At 60.2% G+C, this 16,658-nt stretch carries 17 protein-coding genes and 1 pseudogene; 11 read left to right on the top strand and 7 right to left on the bottom strand.

The features are described 5' to 3' along the window. Nucleotides 1-49 precede the first annotated feature (49 nt). Genes PH552_RS30340 through PH552_RS30320 form a run of 5 tightly spaced genes read left to right on the top strand, consistent with a single transcriptional unit; the run spans nucleotide 50 to nucleotide 5,835 of the window. Nucleotides 50-997 (top strand): ABC transporter permease, encoded by a 948-nt coding sequence (locus PH552_RS30340; protein WP_112343028.1) that lies wholly within the window; start codon nucleotides 50-52, stop codon nucleotides 995-997. Then, nucleotides 990-1,814, top strand: a complete 825-nt coding sequence (locus PH552_RS30335; RefSeq protein WP_112343027.1) for an ABC transporter permease — start codon at nucleotides 990-992, stop codon at nucleotides 1,812-1,814. The genes PH552_RS30340 and PH552_RS30335 overlap by 8 nt, the downstream gene beginning before the upstream one ends. Nucleotides 1,815-1,824: 10 nt before the next feature. After that, the gene (locus PH552_RS30330; RefSeq protein ID WP_285166515.1) at nucleotides 1,825-3,459 is read left to right on the top strand and encodes a dipeptide ABC transporter ATP-binding protein; all 1,635 of its coding nucleotides are present in this window, start codon (nucleotides 1,825-1,827) and stop codon (nucleotides 3,457-3,459) included. Between the two features lie 22 nt (nucleotides 3,460-3,481). Next, nucleotides 3,482-4,702 carry a M20 family metallopeptidase gene (locus tag PH552_RS30325; RefSeq protein WP_112343025.1) on the top strand — a complete coding sequence of 407 codons (1,221 nt, stop codon included), beginning with the start codon at nucleotides 3,482-3,484 and terminating at the stop codon, nucleotides 4,700-4,702. A 2-nt stretch (nucleotides 4,703-4,704) separates the two neighbouring features. Continuing rightward, nucleotides 4,705-5,835: a M24 family metallopeptidase gene (locus PH552_RS30320; protein ID WP_285166513.1), complete on the top strand. Its 1,131-nt coding sequence runs from the start codon at nucleotides 4,705-4,707 to the stop codon at nucleotides 5,833-5,835. A gap of 98 nt (nucleotides 5,836-5,933) precedes the next feature. Here the strand turns inward: PH552_RS30320 and PH552_RS30315 are convergent, their stop codons facing one another. After that, a complete protein-coding gene (locus PH552_RS30315) occupies nucleotides 5,934-6,953 on the bottom strand; it encodes a LysR family transcriptional regulator (RefSeq protein WP_285166511.1) in 1,020 nt (339 codons plus the stop codon). A 98-nt stretch (nucleotides 6,954-7,051) separates the two neighbouring features. Here PH552_RS30315 and PH552_RS30310 point away from each other — a divergent pair, with 98 nt between their 5' ends. Beyond that, nucleotides 7,052-7,741, top strand: coding sequence for an SDR family NAD(P)-dependent oxidoreductase (locus PH552_RS30310; protein ID WP_112343022.1), 690 nt, complete (start codon nucleotides 7,052-7,054; stop codon nucleotides 7,739-7,741). Between the two features lie 35 nt (nucleotides 7,742-7,776). Here the strand turns inward: PH552_RS30310 and PH552_RS30305 are convergent, their stop codons facing one another. The 4 genes from PH552_RS30305 to PH552_RS30290 all read right to left on the bottom strand — a co-directional run bounded on the left by PH552_RS30305 (nucleotide 7,777) and on the right by PH552_RS30290 (nucleotide 10,758). Then, a complete protein-coding gene (locus PH552_RS30305) occupies nucleotides 7,777-8,490 on the bottom strand; it encodes an SDR family oxidoreductase (protein WP_112343021.1) in 714 nt (237 codons plus the stop codon). 54 nt (nucleotides 8,491-8,544) lie between these two features. Continuing rightward, a complete protein-coding gene (locus PH552_RS30300; protein ID WP_112343020.1) occupies nucleotides 8,545-9,222 on the bottom strand; it encodes a peroxiredoxin-like family protein in 678 nt (225 codons plus the stop codon). An 88-nt stretch (nucleotides 9,223-9,310) separates the two neighbouring features. Next, nucleotides 9,311-10,081, bottom strand: coding sequence for an enoyl-CoA hydratase/isomerase family protein (locus PH552_RS30295; RefSeq protein ID WP_285166509.1), 771 nt, complete (start codon nucleotides 10,079-10,081; stop codon nucleotides 9,311-9,313). 44 nt (nucleotides 10,082-10,125) lie between these two features. Further along, a complete protein-coding gene (locus tag PH552_RS30290) occupies nucleotides 10,126-10,758 on the bottom strand; it encodes a glutathione S-transferase family protein (protein ID WP_112343018.1) in 633 nt (210 codons plus the stop codon). Nucleotides 10,759-10,866: 108 nt separating this feature from the next. Between PH552_RS30290 and PH552_RS30285 the strand changes: the two genes are divergently transcribed. Next, nucleotides 10,867-11,754, top strand: coding sequence for a LysR family transcriptional regulator (locus tag PH552_RS30285; protein ID WP_112343017.1), 888 nt, complete (start codon nucleotides 10,867-10,869; stop codon nucleotides 11,752-11,754). Nucleotides 11,755-11,865: 111 nt separating this feature from the next. Here the strand turns inward: PH552_RS30285 and PH552_RS30280 are convergent, their stop codons facing one another. Beyond that, entirely contained in the window at nucleotides 11,866-12,546 is a 681-nt protein-coding gene (locus PH552_RS30280; protein ID WP_112343016.1) for a winged helix-turn-helix transcriptional regulator, read from the bottom strand. Between the two features lie 130 nt (nucleotides 12,547-12,676). Here PH552_RS30280 and PH552_RS30275 point away from each other — a divergent pair, with 130 nt between their 5' ends. Then, the gene (locus tag PH552_RS30275; RefSeq protein WP_112343015.1) at nucleotides 12,677-12,904 is read left to right on the top strand and encodes a tautomerase family protein; all 228 of its coding nucleotides are present in this window, start codon (nucleotides 12,677-12,679) and stop codon (nucleotides 12,902-12,904) included. A gap of 182 nt (nucleotides 12,905-13,086) precedes the next feature. Here PH552_RS30275 and PH552_RS30270 read toward each other — a convergent pair whose 3' ends face one another. Further along, entirely contained in the window at nucleotides 13,087-14,250 is a 1,164-nt protein-coding gene (locus PH552_RS30270) for a GGDEF domain-containing protein (RefSeq protein ID WP_181592379.1), read from the bottom strand. Between the two features lie 178 nt (nucleotides 14,251-14,428). Here PH552_RS30270 and PH552_RS30265 point away from each other — a divergent pair. The 3 genes and pseudogenes from PH552_RS30265 to PH552_RS30255 all read left to right on the top strand — a co-directional run. Continuing rightward, a pseudogene (locus PH552_RS30265) lies at nucleotides 14,429-14,554 on the top strand (GFA family protein); the annotation flags it as partial. A gap of 178 nt (nucleotides 14,555-14,732) precedes the next feature. Beyond that, a complete protein-coding gene (locus PH552_RS30260) occupies nucleotides 14,733-15,185 on the top strand; it encodes a ferritin family protein (RefSeq protein ID WP_112343013.1) in 453 nt (150 codons plus the stop codon). Nucleotides 15,186-15,814: 629 nt separating this feature from the next. Further along, a complete protein-coding gene (locus PH552_RS30255; RefSeq protein ID WP_112343012.1) occupies nucleotides 15,815-16,654 on the top strand; it encodes an SDR family NAD(P)-dependent oxidoreductase in 840 nt (279 codons plus the stop codon). Nucleotides 16,655-16,658: the final 4 nt, after the last annotated feature.

Genomic DNA, 16,658 nt, shown 5'->3' with positions numbered 1-16,658 from the left:
GGTGCTGTGTCTACCGTGCCCGGCTTTCTCCCAAGTCGAGGAAGACCCCTTGTCCCCGAATTACCTGCTCAAGCGATTGCTGATGATCGTCTACACGCTGTTTGTCGTGTCGCTGATCGTCTTTGCGATCACCCAAGTCCTGCCAGCCGACGCCGCCGTTATGATGCTCGGCGAACATGCCACGCCAGAAGCACTTGATGCGTTGCGCCAGACGATGGGTCTCAACGCGCCTGTCTGGGTGCAATATGGCCATTGGCTCGGGGCTCTCCTGCAGGGTGATTTCGGAACCTCGCTGCGGACCGGCCAGCCGATCGGACCTGCCATGTTCACGGCGCTAGGGCGTTCCCTCCTACTCGCGATCCTTTCAATCGGCCTGATGCTGGTGCTGGCGATCCCGCTCGGCATCATCGCCGCAATCCGCCGCGGCAAGATCGCTGATATTGTCGTCAGCCTTGTCTCCTATCTCGGTGTCGCCCTGCCGGAATTCGTTACAGCGACGGTCGCTGTCTTGCTTATCGCAGACTGGCTGAAATGGCTGCCTCCAACGGGCTACGTGCCACTGACTGAAGACTTTTTCGCCGGTATCGCCCATCTCATCCTGCCGGTCTGCGTCATCTCCGTCATTTTGATCGCCCACGTTTCGCGCATGGTGCGCTCGGAACTGGTCGATGTCCTGCACACCGACTACATCCGCGCCGCCCGGCTAAAGGGCATGTCTCGCGGCACGGTCTTGCGCCGGCACGCGCTGCGTAACGCGCTCCTGCCAACGATCACCATTGTCGCTTTGGATGTCGGTTATCTGCTCGGTGGCGTCATCGTCGTCGAGGAAATCTTCGCCATTCCGGGAATCGGCCGAGAGCTGATCGTCGCGATCCAGGCCCGCGATTTGCCGGTCATCCAGGCCGGCGTGCTGATCATGGCGGCCACCTATTCCATCGTCAATTTCATCGCTGACATGCTCTACGCGGTGCTCGACAAGAGAATCCAGTATGATTGAGTTCTTGAAACGTCTCCTGCGCACACCGCAGGGCGCCATCGGCCTTTTCGTGGTCCTGCTGGTCGTGCTGATCGTCATCTTCGGACCGATGCTCGCCCCAAACGATCCGGAAAAGATGTCCCCGCTCGCCCGCTACAAGCCGTCGAGCCTCACCTATCTGCTTGGCACCGACCAGTATGGTCGTGACATTTTCAGCCGCCTGCTGATCGGTGCCCGCGCCACCGTCGTCATGGCTGTAGCGGCGACTATCATCGGGACACTGGTCGGCGCGCTGATCGGTACGACCTCCGCCTTCCTTGGTGGCCGCGCCGACGAATTCATCATGCGCACGATCGATGCCGTCATGTCCATCCCGAGCTTGCTGTTCGCGCTGCTCGTCGTCAACCTGCTCGGTTCCAGCACCGTCAACGCCCTTGTCGCCGTGGCGATTGCCTTTGCACCGGGCATGGCCCGTATCACGCGAAGCGTGGCGCTTTCAGTGCGCAAGCAGGACTACATCAATGCCGCCATCGCGCGTGGCGAAAGCTCGGCCTTCATCATTCGCCGCGAAATGCTGCCGAATGTTGTGGCGCCAATCATCGTCGAGATGACGATCCGTATTTCCTTCGCAATCATGCTGTTCGCGACGCTCTCATTCCTGGGTCTCGGCGCTCAACCGCCGGCGGCCGAATGGGGTCTCATGGTCTCTGAAGCCCGCCGCTTCATGCACCTCTCCGCCGGCATCCTGATCTGGCCGAGTGTTGCGATCGCGATTGCCTCGATTGGTTTCAGCCTGCTCGGCGACGGGCTGCGTGATGCGCTCAACCCACGCACATGAGGCAGGCACGATGATAAACACCCCTGAAATGCCAGTCCTCGACATCAGGAACTACAGCCTCGATTACGAGACGGCGAACGGCACGTTTCATGCGCTAAAAGGGATCAACCTGTCGATCTCGCGCGGCGAATTTTTGGGCCTCGTCGGCGAATCCGGCTCGGGCAAGACCTCGCTTGCCTGGTCGATCATGCGGTATCTGTCGAAGAACGCCCACGAGACGAGTGGCGAGATTCTGCTCGGCGCCAAGAACCTTCTGACCATGTCGGATGCCGAGGTAGAGGCGATGCGCGGCCAGCGGATCAGCATGGTGTTCCAGGATCCGAGCACCTCGCTCAACCCGACGTTGTCGCTTGGGCGCCAGCTATCTGAAGTGCTGGTGCGTCATCGCGGCTTGACGCGCAAGCAGGCCTGGGCCGAAGGTGAGGCGATGCTTGCCCATGTCGGCCTCAAGACCCCGGCGGACATGATGCGGCGCATGCCCCATGAGGCATCCGGCGGTGAAAAGCAGCGCGTCGTCATCGCATCGGCTTTCGCCTGCAATCCCGAATGCATCATCTTCGACGAGCCGACGACGGCGCTGGACGTGATCACCTCGCGCCAGATTCTCGACCTTTTCGTCGAGTTACAAGCCGAAACGGGCGTTGCCTCGCTCTATATCTCGCACGATCTGGCGCTTGTTTCGCGCACAGCAAGCCGTGTGGCCGTCATCCGTCGTGGCGAGATCGTTGAGCAAGGGCCGGTACGCGAAATCTTCGCCAATCCGCGCGAAGCCTATACGCGCGAGCTTTGCGCGGCGGTTCCGAACCCGTCCCGCCGATTGGTTGCCGATGGCGTTGAAAAGACTTCAGGCGAGCCGCTGGTCAGGGTCGAGAATGTCAGCGTCCATTATGGCCGCAAGCCGCTTATCGCTTCGCTAACCGGCAAGGCCTTCACGCCCGTGAAGGGCAACAATGCCGTGACGCTCAGCGTCAACGAGGGCGAAATCCTCGGGATTGTCGGCGAATCCGGCTCGGGAAAATCGACGCTGGCCAAGGCGATGACCGGTCTCAGCCCGTTCGAAGGAAAGATCTGGTTTGACGGTCGCCCGATCACCGGTCTTTCAGACATGGATACGGCCTATCGCAAGGATGTGCAGATCATCTTTCAGCATCCGGATGCCTCGCTCAATCCGCGTCACAAGATCGGCGAGATTCTCTCGCGGCCGCTAAAGCTTTATGGCGATGGCAGCAATATCGGCCAACAGGTCGGCGACATGCTGGAAAAGGTGCGCCTGCCGCGCACCCATGCGGACCGTTATCCGCATCAACTTTCCGGTGGCGAGAAGCAACGCGTGGCGATTGCCCGCGCCTTCGCCTCCAAGCCGCGTCTCGTCATCTGCGACGAGATCACCTCGGCGCTCGACGTGTCCGTTCAGGCCTCGATCGTCGAACTGCTGCTCGATCTGCAGAAGGCCGGCAATACGGCCTATCTGTTCATCACCCACGATCTCAACCTGATCCGTCAGATCGCCCACCGCATTGCCGTCATGTATCGCGGCGATCTGATCGAGATCGCGCCGGCCACCGAGATCGATAGTCCGGAACGCGCCGACTATACCCGCCGCCTTATTGCAGCTGTGCCCTTGCCGGCCGGCTCGCAAGCGTAATGTCTGAACAAGGAGTATGACAATGGACCCGAAGTCCCTGGTGGATCGGATCGACGAAAAGGCCTGCATCGATTTCCTGTCGAAGATGGTCCAGCACAAAAGCCACTCGGAAACCGAAGGTGAGAAGGATCTTGCCCGCTGGATGGCCAAGGAGCTCGAAAAGATCGGCGTCGAAGCCGAGCTTCAGGCCTTTGACGAAGGCCGCCGCTTCAACACGATCGGTCGCCTCAAGGGGGAGGGCGGCGGTAAAAGTCTGCTGTTCAACGGCCATCTTGACACCAATCCGGTCACCGAAGGCTGGACGGTTGATCCCTATGCCGGTCTCGTCGATGACAAGTTCATCTACGGCATTGGGGTTTCCAATATGAAGGCCGGCGATGCGGCCTATTTCTGCGCCGTCAAGACGCTGCTCGATGCTGGCGTCAAACTAAAGGGTGATGTGATCCTGACCTTCGTCGTGGGCGAGTTGCAGGGCGGCGTCGGCACGCTGGCTGCCATCCGCAGCGGTGTGAAGGCCGATTATTTCATCAACAGCGAGCCGAGCGATCTCGTTGCCGTCACCATGCATGCGGCGGCGCTGAGCTATGTCATCGAGCTGACCGGAGATACCCGCCATCTGTCGAAGCGTGAGGAATCCGTCGATGCCATCGCGGCTGCCTGCGATATCATTCCGCGCATCAATGCGATGACCTTTAGAGGCGCGAGTAGCGAAGTGCACCGCTCGATCAACCGTGGCCATGTCGGCGTCGTGCGCGGCGCGCTTGGTCGTGATCTCGAAGAATGGCGCCCGCCGCAGGTGGCCGACTTCGTCCGCCTCAAGGGCTCCTGCCGTTATGCCCCGGGCCAGACGCAGGAAGGCGTGCTTGCCGATCTCGCTGCGGAATTGGTCGAGCTCGAAAAGCGCTTTCCCGGGCTGAAAGCCAAGCTGGTCCCTGAGATGATCGAAGGCCGTCCGTTGATGCCGCCTTTCGAAGTCTCGCCGGATAGCCGTATCGTCAAGTCGATCAATGCCGCCTATGAAGCCGTGCGCGGCGAAAAGCAGCCGACTGGTGCAATCACGCCGACCCGTTTCTACGGCACCGATGCCGGCCATCTCTATCATGAGCTTGGCATGGAAGGCATCGTCTGCGGTCCGGGCGGCCGGTACAACACCATGCCCGATGAACGCGTCGATATCGTCGATTTCCTCGACATGATCCGCGTCTATATGCTCACGATTCTCGACATCTGCGAAGTGGCCTGATCATGTTTGCGGGGGCGGAATACCAGCGTCGAACGGCGCTAGCGCGGGCGGCGATGGATGCCGCCTCCGTCGATCTCCTGCTGATCGACAGCGGCGAATTGCTCGCCTGGGCGACCGGTTATACAGTATCGGAAACCATGTATCGCGCCGCCTTCCTGCCACGCGAAGGCGAAGCCTGGTTCACGCTGCGGGCCCTCGATGAGGCGCCCTGCCGCGAAAAGAGCTGGATTTCCGACGTCGTCGGTTTCAAGGATACGGAAGATGCCGTGGCGGCTGTTGCAGCAAGCATCGTCGCGCACGGTTTCGCGAGGGCGCGGATTGGTCTCGATACTCGCTCCTACAGCATGAATGCCGACACGTTCATGCGCCTAACGGCGATGTTGCCGGAGGCGCATGTCGTGCCGATGCCCGGTCTCAGCGACAGTCTTCGCTGGGTGAAGTCGGAAGCCGAGATCGCTGTGCTGCGACAGGCTTCCAAGATTGCCGACAAGGCGATGCTGGCGATCGCGCAGCAGGCCAAGCCGGGCATGACGACGCGTGATGCAGCGGCAATCGCGTCGGGCATCTTCCTACGCGAAGGAGCCGATACCGGCGAGGTCGGTCCAGTCGTCAAGGCGTCCGGCAGCCACGAATTCCTGCACGGCGTCTTCAAGACGGAGGCGATCGGCGAGGGCGATATCGTGCATGTCGAGCTCATCCCGCGCGTCGGCAATTATGGCGCACGGATGATGCGGCCGGTCATGGTCGGGACGCCGTCGGCGGAGCTTTCCGTAACGGCCGCGGCGCTGGTCGCGCTGCAGGACCGGCAGATCGCCGCGATGAAACCCGGCGCTCTGGCGCGCGACGTGGACGCGATCATGCGCCAGGGCGCGCTCGATGCGGGCCTGAGGCCTGATTATGAGAATGTCACTGCCTATACGCTCGGCCTCTACACCCGCACGCCGCGCACCAGCGATTTTTCGCGCGTGTTTCTGCCGACTTCAGACTGGGCGCTGCAGGAGGGCATGGTGTTCCACGTCTATACGACGGCAGAGGGATTAGGCTTCAGCGAGACCGTTGTCGTCGAAAGAGACGGGGGAAAGCGGTTGACGAAGGCAGCTCGCAGTATCCTCGGGGCCATATCGGATTCCTGATAGCAAGGCAGCCAATGCGCGGCTACCAAATCCCTCGGCACTCATCAGCCACTGCTTCTTCGGCCTTAGAAACGGGTCTGTCCAAAAAACGTCGCGGGTCAGCGTTCCTCGTTCAGCCCGTCTCGGTCGGCAACGCGGTAGCTGTTGGAGTGGATCTGCACCGGTGCCTTGCTGGTTAGCTTTTGCAGATCGATGCTATAATAGCTGCGCTCATCGGCGCGCCCCAGTAGCCTTGAACAAAAATCGGTGAAGACACTAACCTTCGCAGCGCGATGACGTCGTGACGGGTAGATGGCATAAAGAGGAAAGGTCTCGTCGGGCCAGTCAGGAAAGATCTCGACGAGCTTTCCAGTATCTATGATGTGCTGCGACCCGAGTTCCATGATCTGCGCGATGCCGGCCCCCTCGCAACATGCGCCGATCATGGTCTCGACGTCCGAGACCATCAATCGCGACGACTGGCGGATTGGCAAGATCTCGCTTCCGCGACGGAATTCCCACTCGAATGGGCGCCCGGTGGTCGGATCCTGATAATCGATGCGGATGTGATTGATGAGGTCGCGTGGGTGCTCGGGCTTGCCATATTTTTCCAGATAGCCAGGAGACGCGACGGTCAAGATCCGAGTCTCCAGCATCTTGCGATTGGTGAAACCCGCCACGGGAGGTTCCCCGAACCGCAGCGCCATGTCGAAAGCGTCCGCAACCAGGTCACCGATATGATCGCGCATGATCAACTCAAGCCGCAGGTCTGGATGCTGTTCCAGAAAACCGGCAAGTTCGCGCGCAAGAACCAGACGGGAGAAAAAGGGATCGACGTTTACACGCAACCGTCCGCGAACTTTCTCTGTCGCACCTGCAGCATCCAAGGCGGCTTCCTCGATGCCGTCGAGATGAGGCCCCACACGCTCCCAGAATCGGCGCCCCTCATCTGTCAGCCTCAAGGTCCGCGTCGTCCTGTCGAGCAGGCGTATGCCGATCCGCGTTTCCAATCGCTGTATCGATCTCCCGACACCCGACTGAGTCATGCCCAATGCTTGGGCGGCGCGCGTCATCGTCCCGGCTTCCACCACCGCCATGAGGACGGTCAATCCCGAAAGCAGCCGACCATCATAGGTCATTGTTCCATGACTCCATGTCCGAAATCATATGACAGATATGCCCTGTAGTTCGAAGGTCAAGGACCCTATTTTGCGAGGGAAAGCAGAAGGAACACAGCATGACACAGCAATCGACAGTACTGGTGCTTGGCGCCTCGCGCGGCCTGGGCTTCGCGCTTGCCAAAGAATGGCTTGAACGTGGTTGGCGGGTGATCGCCACCGTGCGAGCGCCCTCCAGCGAACTCAAAGATCTTGGTGCTCGATTTCCAGGAAGCCTGGAGATTGAAACGGTCGACGTCGCGAATGCGGACAGCGTTAAAGCGTTGAGGGATCGTCTCGATGGGCGTCAGCTCGACGTCCTCTACATCAACGCCGGTATCGCTCGCTCCATCGAGAAAAGCCCTGCAGGTGCTGACGAGCGCGACTTCCTCGACATGATGCTTGTGAACGCGCTCTCGCCCGTTCGGGCAGCCGAGCTTCTGGGGGATTTGGTCCTCGCCGGAGGAACGATCGCCATCATGACGTCGGAGCTCGGCAGCATCCAAAACGCCAACGGATCCTGGCAACTCTATTCTTCCAGCAAGGCGGCCCTCAACATGTTGATGAAGGGCTATGCCGCGCAGCATAAGGAGGACCGCCACACGCTGCTTCTGGTTGCGCCGGGTTGGGTCCGAACCGAGATGGGCGGCTCCGATGCCTTACTATCGATTGAAGAGAGTATTCCACTCATCGTCGATATGGTCGAAGCAAACCGCGGCAAGCCCGGCCTACGCTACGTCGATCGCTTCAACAGGTCTCTTCCTTGGTAGCGCGGCTCGACTGAACGAGACGCGTGCGACGGACTTCACGCCAACGCCTTTCCGATCGAGGCACCGCCATCGACATGCAGCGTCTGCCCGGTGATGAAGGCGGCTTCGTCCGACAGCAAGAATTCAATCGCCGCAGCGATCTCTTCCGGCTTTCCGAAGCGGCGCATGGGGACGCCTGACAGATAGCGTGCCTCCCCCTCGCTGCCTGGTGCATTGTTCGCCCTGAACAGTTCCGTCTCCGTTGGGCCCGGGGACACGGCGTTCACCGTGATCCCTGTTGCGGCAAGCTCAAGGGCCCAGCTCCTTGTGAAGCTGACAAGTGCAGCTTTGGCGGCGGCATAGCTGGTGCGCTGCACGCTACCGAGCACGGTGAGGCTGGAGATGTTGACGATCCGTCCCCAGCCGCGCGAGCGCATGCCGGGAAGTGCCGTCTGGGTAGCTACCAGCGCCGGATGCAGATTGACGCGCATGACTTCCTCCAGCGTCTCGACGGCGATGTCGCCCAGCGGCTCCGCCCGGACGAGCCCAACATTATTGACGATGCCGTCGATCTCGCTCTCGCGAACGATCGCCGCAAGTTCGTCGCCGGAGCCTGGGTTGGACAGATCGAGCGAATGGAGACGGCCTGGAAAGCCATCGGTCGCGTTACGGGCGACGCCGACAACCTCGTGTCCCTGTTGGGCGAGACGGTTTGCTAGAGCAAGGCCAATACCTTTGCTGGCACCCGTGATCAGAAATGTTCTCTTCATGAAAAATCCTCGACCCCACCTCTGAAGAGGCGGGGCCCTCTGGCGTGGATTGGATCAGGCGGCAGTGCGGGTTGCTGCGCGACGTAGTGCCGGCAGCATGTCTTCCGGCTCGGGACGGCGGGTATAGTCCGGGTTCACCTCCGCATAGAGGATGACGCCATCCTGGCCGACGACGTAGCGGGCAGGCATCGGAAGCGTCCAGCTCGGATCGCCATTGAAGGCCGGAAGATCGTTCTTCAGCGACTTGTACAGGTCGACCAGATAATCCTGCATCTCGAAGCGCAGGCCGAACGAGGCTGCGACATCGTTATGCGGGTCCGACAGGATCGGGAAGGTCAGGTTGTTCTGCCGCACCGACTTGCGGCTGTTGACCGGGTTTTGTGGCGAGATGGCAACGAGCTTTGCGCCAAGTGCCTCGAACTGCGGCAGTGTCTCCTGCAGGGCCTGGAGCTCCATGTTGCAATAGGGGCACCAGACACCGCGATAGAAGCTGATGACCAGCGGACCATGTGCAAGAAGATCGGCGGACGAGACCGGGTTGCCATCGGGGTCGGAGAGCGTAAATACCGGCAGCTTGTCGCCGGCGTTCAGCGCCTTCTGTGCGGCGCCCGAGGCGATCAGCTGGGCGGTAGCGCGGTGCATCGTCTCGATCACCGAGTAGGGTACGTTGTACGGCGGCTTGCCGGCTTCGAAATCAGCCTTGAAAGCATCGAGCTTGGATTGAAGTGTCATGATGTTTGCCCTTGATTGAGGTGAGTTTGGGTTTGGCATGTCGGACTTCAGGATCCGCCCTGAAGTCCGGAGATGAAGGGGGGATTGCTCAGCCGTTGGCGGCCATGGAGCGGGCGACTTCGGCGGCACTGATGCCTTCGAGGGCGAGGCCATAGCCTGTGTCCTGATCGATGATCCGCCTCAGCTTCTGGGTCAGCGCGATGCGGGTGTAGCTGGAGGTCAGTGGCGGAAGTGCTGCAATGCCCTCGGCAATCTCATGGGCACGGGCAAGCAGCCTGTCGGCCGGGACGATCTCATTGACGACGCCCCAGTCCTTGGCCGTTGCCGCATCCAGCACCTGTCGGGTGAGGATGAAATAGCGGCCGCGGATGCTGCCGATTACTTCCGGCCAGAGCAGGTTGACGCCATCACCGGGCACGATGCCGAACTCGAAATGCGGCTTGTCCTGGAAGACTGTTTCCGGCGTCGCAAGGATGATGTCGGTCAGCAACGCATATTCGGAATGAAGCAGGACCGGACCGTTGAGCGCTGTGATCATTGGCACTTCGATGTCGAGGATGTTCATGAGTACCTTGCGGCCCTCGCGAAAGTTCTTGTCGTAGCCGCGCGGCGAGAAGAAATCGAAGCCATCAGGGCTGATCGCATCCATAAAGGCGTCGCCCGAGCCGGTCAGGATCACGACGCGGTTGTCGCCGTCGGCGCCGATCTGATGGAAGAGGTCGACGAACTGCTCGTGCGTGTGGCCGTTGAAGACAAGCTTGCCGCCATCACTATGCAACGCGACTTCGAGGACGCCGCTCGGGGAGCGGGTCAGGAGGGCATTCGGGAAGCTGTTCTTGTAGGATTCAAATTTGGACACGATGGTTCTCCTATGTGTCTAAGTAGAATTGATGGTTGGAAGGATCAGGCGGCGGGTCGCTGGGTTTCGACCAGTGCTTCGACGCGAGCGATGGCCTGCTGGACGGCGGGGCGGGCAGCCACGGCTTCGTACCAGCGCGAAAGGTTGGGACGACCATCGAGAGTCAGGCCGGGGAACTGTATCCGCCACATCCAGCCGAAGTGGGCAATGTCGGCGATCGTGAACTCGTCACCGGCAACGAAGGACTGCGAGGCGAGCTTGGCATCGAGCAGGCCGAGGATCCGTTCGGCCTCGGTAGCAAAACGGGCCTCGGCGATCGGCTGTGGCTCGGGCGGCGAGCGCTTGAAGAAACCGGCATTGCCGAAAGCAGGGCTCAAGCCGGAGGCGTGGAAGAAAAGCTGTTCGAAGACGCGGGCGCGGCGGATAGCATCTTGAGGCAGCAGCTTGCCGGTCTTTTCGGCGAGATGGACCAGAATGGCGGCGCTCTCGGTCAGGACAAAGCCGTCATCAACCAAAACCGGCACCTTGCCGTTCGGGTTGAGAGCGAGGAAAGCTTCGGTCTTCTGCTCGCCCTTGCGCACGTTCACCGGCTTCAGCGCGTATGGCAGCCCCAGCTCTTCAAGCGCGATCAGGACCTTGACGCTGTTCGGGGTGGCAAAGGCGTGGACTTCGATCATCTTTCGTCTCCATCGGATCGTGTTCCGTTGGAGGGAGTTATGACCATTCCTATGATCTTGCGGCAGGCGGCTTGAAGCGATAACGCTTATTCCGAAGGAGAATAGGCAATGGATAGATTGCAGGCGATGACCGCGTTCGTACGGGTGGTGGAGACGGGGTCGTTCTCGCAGGCTGCCCGGCAGATCGGCGTCGGCCAGCCGGCGATCTCGAAAACGATCGCGCAACTGGAGGATCGTCTGCAGGTCCGGCTTCTGATCCGATCGACCCATGGGCTTTCCCCCACCGATGCCGGCCTACGCTTCTTCGAGCGGGCAAGGAATGCGATCCAGGAAGCGGACGAGGCGGAGCTGGATGCAAAGGGCGCCGGAGCCGGCTTGTCAGGTCGCCTCCGGATCTGCGCCGCAACCACCTTTGCACGGATCATGGTCCTGCCGCATCTGCAGCACTTCATGGACACCCATCCGGATCTCGACGTTGATGTCATTCTCGACGATCGCGTTATCGACCTCGTGTCGGAGGGCATAGACGTGGCTCTTCGGATGGGCGAGCTGGCAGATTCGTCGGCGGTGGCGCGCAAGCTGGCGACCGGACGCCGCTCAGTGATCGTAACACCAGCCTATCTCGAGCGTCACGGTATCCCGGTCGTTCCGGCTGATCTCTCGGCCCATCAGGCTATCGTTTACACCCAACTCGGCAACAGCTGGACTTTCAGCCGTGAGGGAACGCAGGCTTCGGTCAGTGTTTCCGGCAAGGCGCGGTTCAGCGCGGCGGAAGGCATCCGCGCCGCCGTCCTGTCGCACATGGGCCTCGCGGTCGCGTCCGACTGGATGTTCGCGCCGGAACTGGCTGATGGCACGGTGAAGCGCGTCCTGGAGGACTGGCAACTTCCGCCGATCGATCTTTGGGCCGTCTTCCCGACCGGCAAGCTGGCAAGTGCAAAGGCGCGTGCCTTTGCGGAATTCGCGGAATTAATTGTAGCTGCGCAAAGCATGTAGCGAACAGCTGAATTCCTTCTGGAAACGCCGGGCAGGAAGTTCGATCTGGCTCAAGCTTGGAGAGCAAGCTCCGACCGATCGACCCTAAGTGTCCCAGCACGCAACAGACAGTTACTCCGCCGCATCGCGTGCCGGGGCGGCGAAGCTGCTCAACACCAGCCAGCGCTCGATCGAGGCCTTCAATGCGGCGTCGCCGGAAACATAGATTTCGCCACCTTCGAGCGCAGGCTGGATCGGCGACCAGCCCATCCACACGCTGGTCAGCGTTTTCAGCGGGCTTTCGACGAACAAGTCGACAGCAAAGCCCGGATCGCTGATGCATAAGTCGGTGTCGCAGCCCGGCCGCACAATCAGCCAATAGTGACGTTCGGCTGCCGGCTGGTCGGGAAAGATGAACTGCACGACAGAGCGCCGGTCGGGAAACTGGCTGCGGTCGATCTTGCGCCGCACGTTCCACATCAAAAGCCGGCTGTCGAGATCACGCAGGCTGACCTCGCAATCGATATTCTCGTGCGCCCATTGGCCTAGGGCATGGACGATTGGTTCCAGTTTGCGCCCCATCGCCGTCGAATGATAGCCATCGGTATCGCGACGGATCAGGCCGCCCGCCTCCATCTCTTTCAGGCGACGCGACAAAAGGGTTGGCGACATGCCCGGCACGCCGCGGTGAATATCGTTAAAGCGCGTCGAGCCCGACCACATCTCGCCGAGGATCAGCAGGGTCCAGCGCGGTTGCAACAGCTCGCAGGCTTTCGCCACGGGACAAAACTGGTTGTAATCGCCCTCGACCATGGCCGCATCTCCGTTGTGCGCGAGATGCTAACACGGATCGCCCGGCATGACTGCTACACTTTCTACAGTGGCCGCCGCACGCCCATCGCTCCATGCTTGGCCCGCGACCACAACCAAAGGAGATCGCCATATGCCCCTCGTCACCATCGACGTCATCAAGGACGTCTTCAGCCCGGCGCAAAAGGCCGAACTGATCCGCGAAGTCACTGCCGCCATGATCCGCGTCGAAGGCGAAGCCATGCGGGGTGTCACCTGGGTCAAGATCAACGAGATCGCCTCAGGCGATTGGGCGATCGGCGGCCAGCCCCTGACAACGCAGGACGTCCAAAAGCTGGCGACAACGCCCATTCCCGCCTGAATGTGCGGCACTATCAGTTCATCTGCTGGGGAGGGCGTCGCCGACGAGACGATTGATCATCAGCGACAGCGGTGGCGCCTGCGGTCGGCCTGTTTGAAACGGCGGCAGTTAAGAACGGGCCGCCTGGCGTGAGGCGAGCCATGTTCCAAATCGCGGCGACGTCGATGATATATTTGCCGTACTCATGCGGCGGACGTCAGACTGGTCAAAATCGGGTCTTCACAGTAAAGAGCGACTTGATTGCGGCCGGTTGTTTTCGCGATGTAAAGCGCCCGATCTGAGCGGGCGATTGCGTCATGGATATTTCTGTCGCCCGACGTCATCACCGCGACGCCAATACTGACAGTAACGCGTGCATCGATTCCGAGCTCGTTCCAGTCCCGCCCTCCGAACCCATCGCAGACGTTCTGCGCTCGGATGGCTGCCTGTTTCAGATCGAGGCTCGGCAAAAACGCCACGAATTCTTCACCTCCAAATCGCGCGGAAATCGCGGTTGGGCCAACCGCCTCTGCAATTTTCTTGGCAAGCCCGCTAATCACCCGATCACCAACAGCATGCCCGAAACGGTCATTGATCTGCTTGAAGTGGTCGATATCGCAGCTCATGACCACGCCGGTTCGACCATCATCCGGAATGCGAGCCACCGCTTCTTCAAAGCCACGCCTGTTTAAGAGCCCGGTAAGCGGATCAAGTTCGGCGGCGTGGCGATAGCGGGTGAATAGATCCATCAAGATGGAACCCAGTGCTGCCAGCGCGAAACAAAGGCCCAATGCGCTGGCGCTGATCTGTTCGAAGTAGGCGTATTCGGATGTACTGTAGGCCGCAAGCGCGTCAGAGGTTTTGAATATGATGTCGAAGACAACAACACGCACGACAGTGTCAACGACGACCAACGCTGCAATGATCACAAGTGCCCTATCCACCACGTTACGCGGCTTGGTCAAGACGAACACAACCGGCACCAGCAGTGTGACGGAAAGCGCCAGGTCGACAAGGAGCAGTTCGGCATTGAGGCTTTCCATGCCGAACACGACATAAACGTTGATCAGCAGACATAGGGCCGTAAACGCCGCGCGGGGGCCGATCAGTCTTGGGTTCTGAAATCGGATGAGAAGGCCTTCACCATAACCGTTGAAGGATATGAAGAACATTAGGTCAGTCGTGATCGCTGCCCATTTTGGCGACATCGGCAGAAGTTCAATTGAGAATGCCGCAGCGCCGGCGCCGAAGCCAACGCCCCAAGCCACGGCCGAAGGCATTATCGGCTTTACGCGCGCCAGCGCGAAAAACACGAAGGAGAATGTGCCCATCATAACAGGCAATAGAAAAGCAAAATTGTCTGCCATTCGCCGTCGCCAGAACATCCCGTCTTATGTGTCGCGGCGCGATGATATCGATCTACCGTTAAGAAAGGCCAAGCGAAGGAATTGAGAAGTGTCGACGGGCTGCAGGAGAGGCAGAGTTAGATGTCCACTTTCGAGAGCAATCCTCTATGTCACGAAGCCGCAACGATGGAGGGCCGACATGCATATCGACGGCGCATGCCGATGCGGAAAGATCGGTTATGAGGCCAAGGTCGATCCGCAGGACGTCGCTATCTGTCACTGCACCGACTGCCAGAGATTGACCGACGTCATCAAGGCCGTCAGCATCTTCCTACGCTGAGCAGCCGCCCGAGCGGTGTCCGTGAAAATTGACCGGAGTATTGTTGGGCTTACCAGAATTCGAACCGGAATCGGTCCGGTAACGTACGAACCTGCCTTTGTTCGGAGCATCGCAGTGCCTCGGTCCATTGCCACTACACCCAACTGAGGAAGAGGCGGACAGCTTGGTAGCCATGGTCGGCAACGAAGGCAGCATCGAGAAGCTCGTCGAGGGTCTCCTGTATCTCGAGCACGATGCCATCGCCGCATGCGACTCCTGCATCGAACGGCTCGACGACAAGACGGTGAGCGCGAGGATCGCCGAGTTCAAGCAGGACGATCTGCAGCATGTTGTCGTGCTGAACGAGATGGCCTGCGAGCTCGACCTCGACGCTCCGGCCGAAGGCGACATGCCGCAGATGCTGACAACGGGCAAAATCGCGCTTGCGGATCTCATGGGCGGCGCGACCATCCTGAGGGCGATGAAGACGAACGAGGACGATACAGTGACGCCTTATGAGCGTCCTTTCCGTCATAAAGATGCGATCCCGCAGTCGAAGACGTTCTTCATGAAGGCACACCCGGACGAGGAGCGTCATCGGGCGTGGATGAGCACGACCGCCGACTCCCCGCTTTGAAACGGCGAGCCTGCGATCGCATATAAGGTCCACCACCGAAAGTACCGGCCGATGACCACGACATAATCGTCGTAGGTGGCGGCCGTTGGGAGGGCGCCCCGTCATGACGACGTCGAGCGCCCTCTGTGTGTTCCGACTCAGAATTCCAATGGCAGAAAAGTCGCTCGTTATCTTCCTGCACGGCATAGGCGTGTCCCGGGCGCAGTTGATGCCGCTGCCGTCATCATGGCGGTCACGGCTAGCCGCAGCACGCTTCGCGGCGGCGTCGTGCGGCGCGAAGGCTTCGATGGTGCTCGAGACCGGGTTGCGTTCGTCGGCGTCTCCCAGGGGCCATCGTTGCCAATGCGGGCACCAGAGGACGTCATCTCGAATTGGTTCAAGAGCGACATAGTCGTTCATAGAGGCTGCCGTCGACGAACTTGGGAAAGCTTCGTGCTTTCGCGCTCCCAGGCGACCTGAGGGAAAATTGCCTACAAATCGATAGTCGAGAGCGACCACTCCGAGTACCGGTGGGGACGGTCAAATGTTTGCCACGAGATCCAGAAAATTGCGACGGGTCATTGCCATGCGCCGGGGCGGCACACATAGTTTGTTATCCAGACCAGTCTGCAATGCCCTAGGAGTTAGCAATGGCCCGCCTTTTGAACACAGTCGCCGTCGTCACTGGCGGCGGCAGAGGAATAGGTCGAGAGATCGCTCTACAGCAGGCTAGGGAAGGGGCGAAGGTCGCCGTGTTGGCACGAACGGCGACCGAGATTGAGGAAACAGTCTCTCTCATCAAGGGAGAGGGCGGGGAAGCGATCGCTGTTTCGACGGACCTGATTGACCTTACCGCCGTTGAGAGCGCCTTTGCGCGCGTTGCGACCGAATTGGGTCCGGTCGACATTCTCATCAACAACCATGGCTCGTTCCAGGGCTTCGGTCCTATTTGGGAGTGTGATCCCCTTGTGTGGTGGCGGGATGTTGAGATCAACCTACGTGGTACATTCAACACTTGCCGTACGGTGTCCCCTATGATGTTGGCGCGGGGCAGCGGCCGGATCGTAAATCTCGTCGGTGGCGGAACGGGCAACAGCTTTCCTCATGGCTCTGGCTACGCGTCCAGCAAAGCCGCCATCATGCGTCTCACGGAGTGTCTCAACGACACAACCATCGGCCACGGGGCGCGCGCCTTTGCCGTCGATCCTGGTCTTGTTCGGACTGCGATGACCGAGTTGCAGCTATCGTCGGAGGCAGGGAAAACGTACCTGCCAGGGATCCAGAAGCTTTTTGAGGATGGTGTCAACATCGACCCGTCACGGGCTGCACTCCTGATTGCGGACATCGCCACCGGTCGTTTCGATCCTCTGGCCGGCCGTCTCTTGCGTGGTGTCGATGATCGCGATGCGCTCGCAGAGGAGATGGATGCCATAGTCGCGGCAGATGGCAGAGCACTGCGTTTCAGCGCGGTCGAACAAGCCAAGCTATAAAGCG

The sequence above is a fragment of the Rhizobium aureum genome, assembly GCF_030182495.1.
In the GTDB taxonomy this organism is placed as follows: Bacteria; Pseudomonadota; Alphaproteobacteria; order Rhizobiales; family Rhizobiaceae; genus Rhizobium; species Rhizobium tropici_C.
The sequence above is the reverse complement of the archived record's forward strand: the minus strand, read 5'-3'. Positions and strand labels throughout refer to the sequence as shown.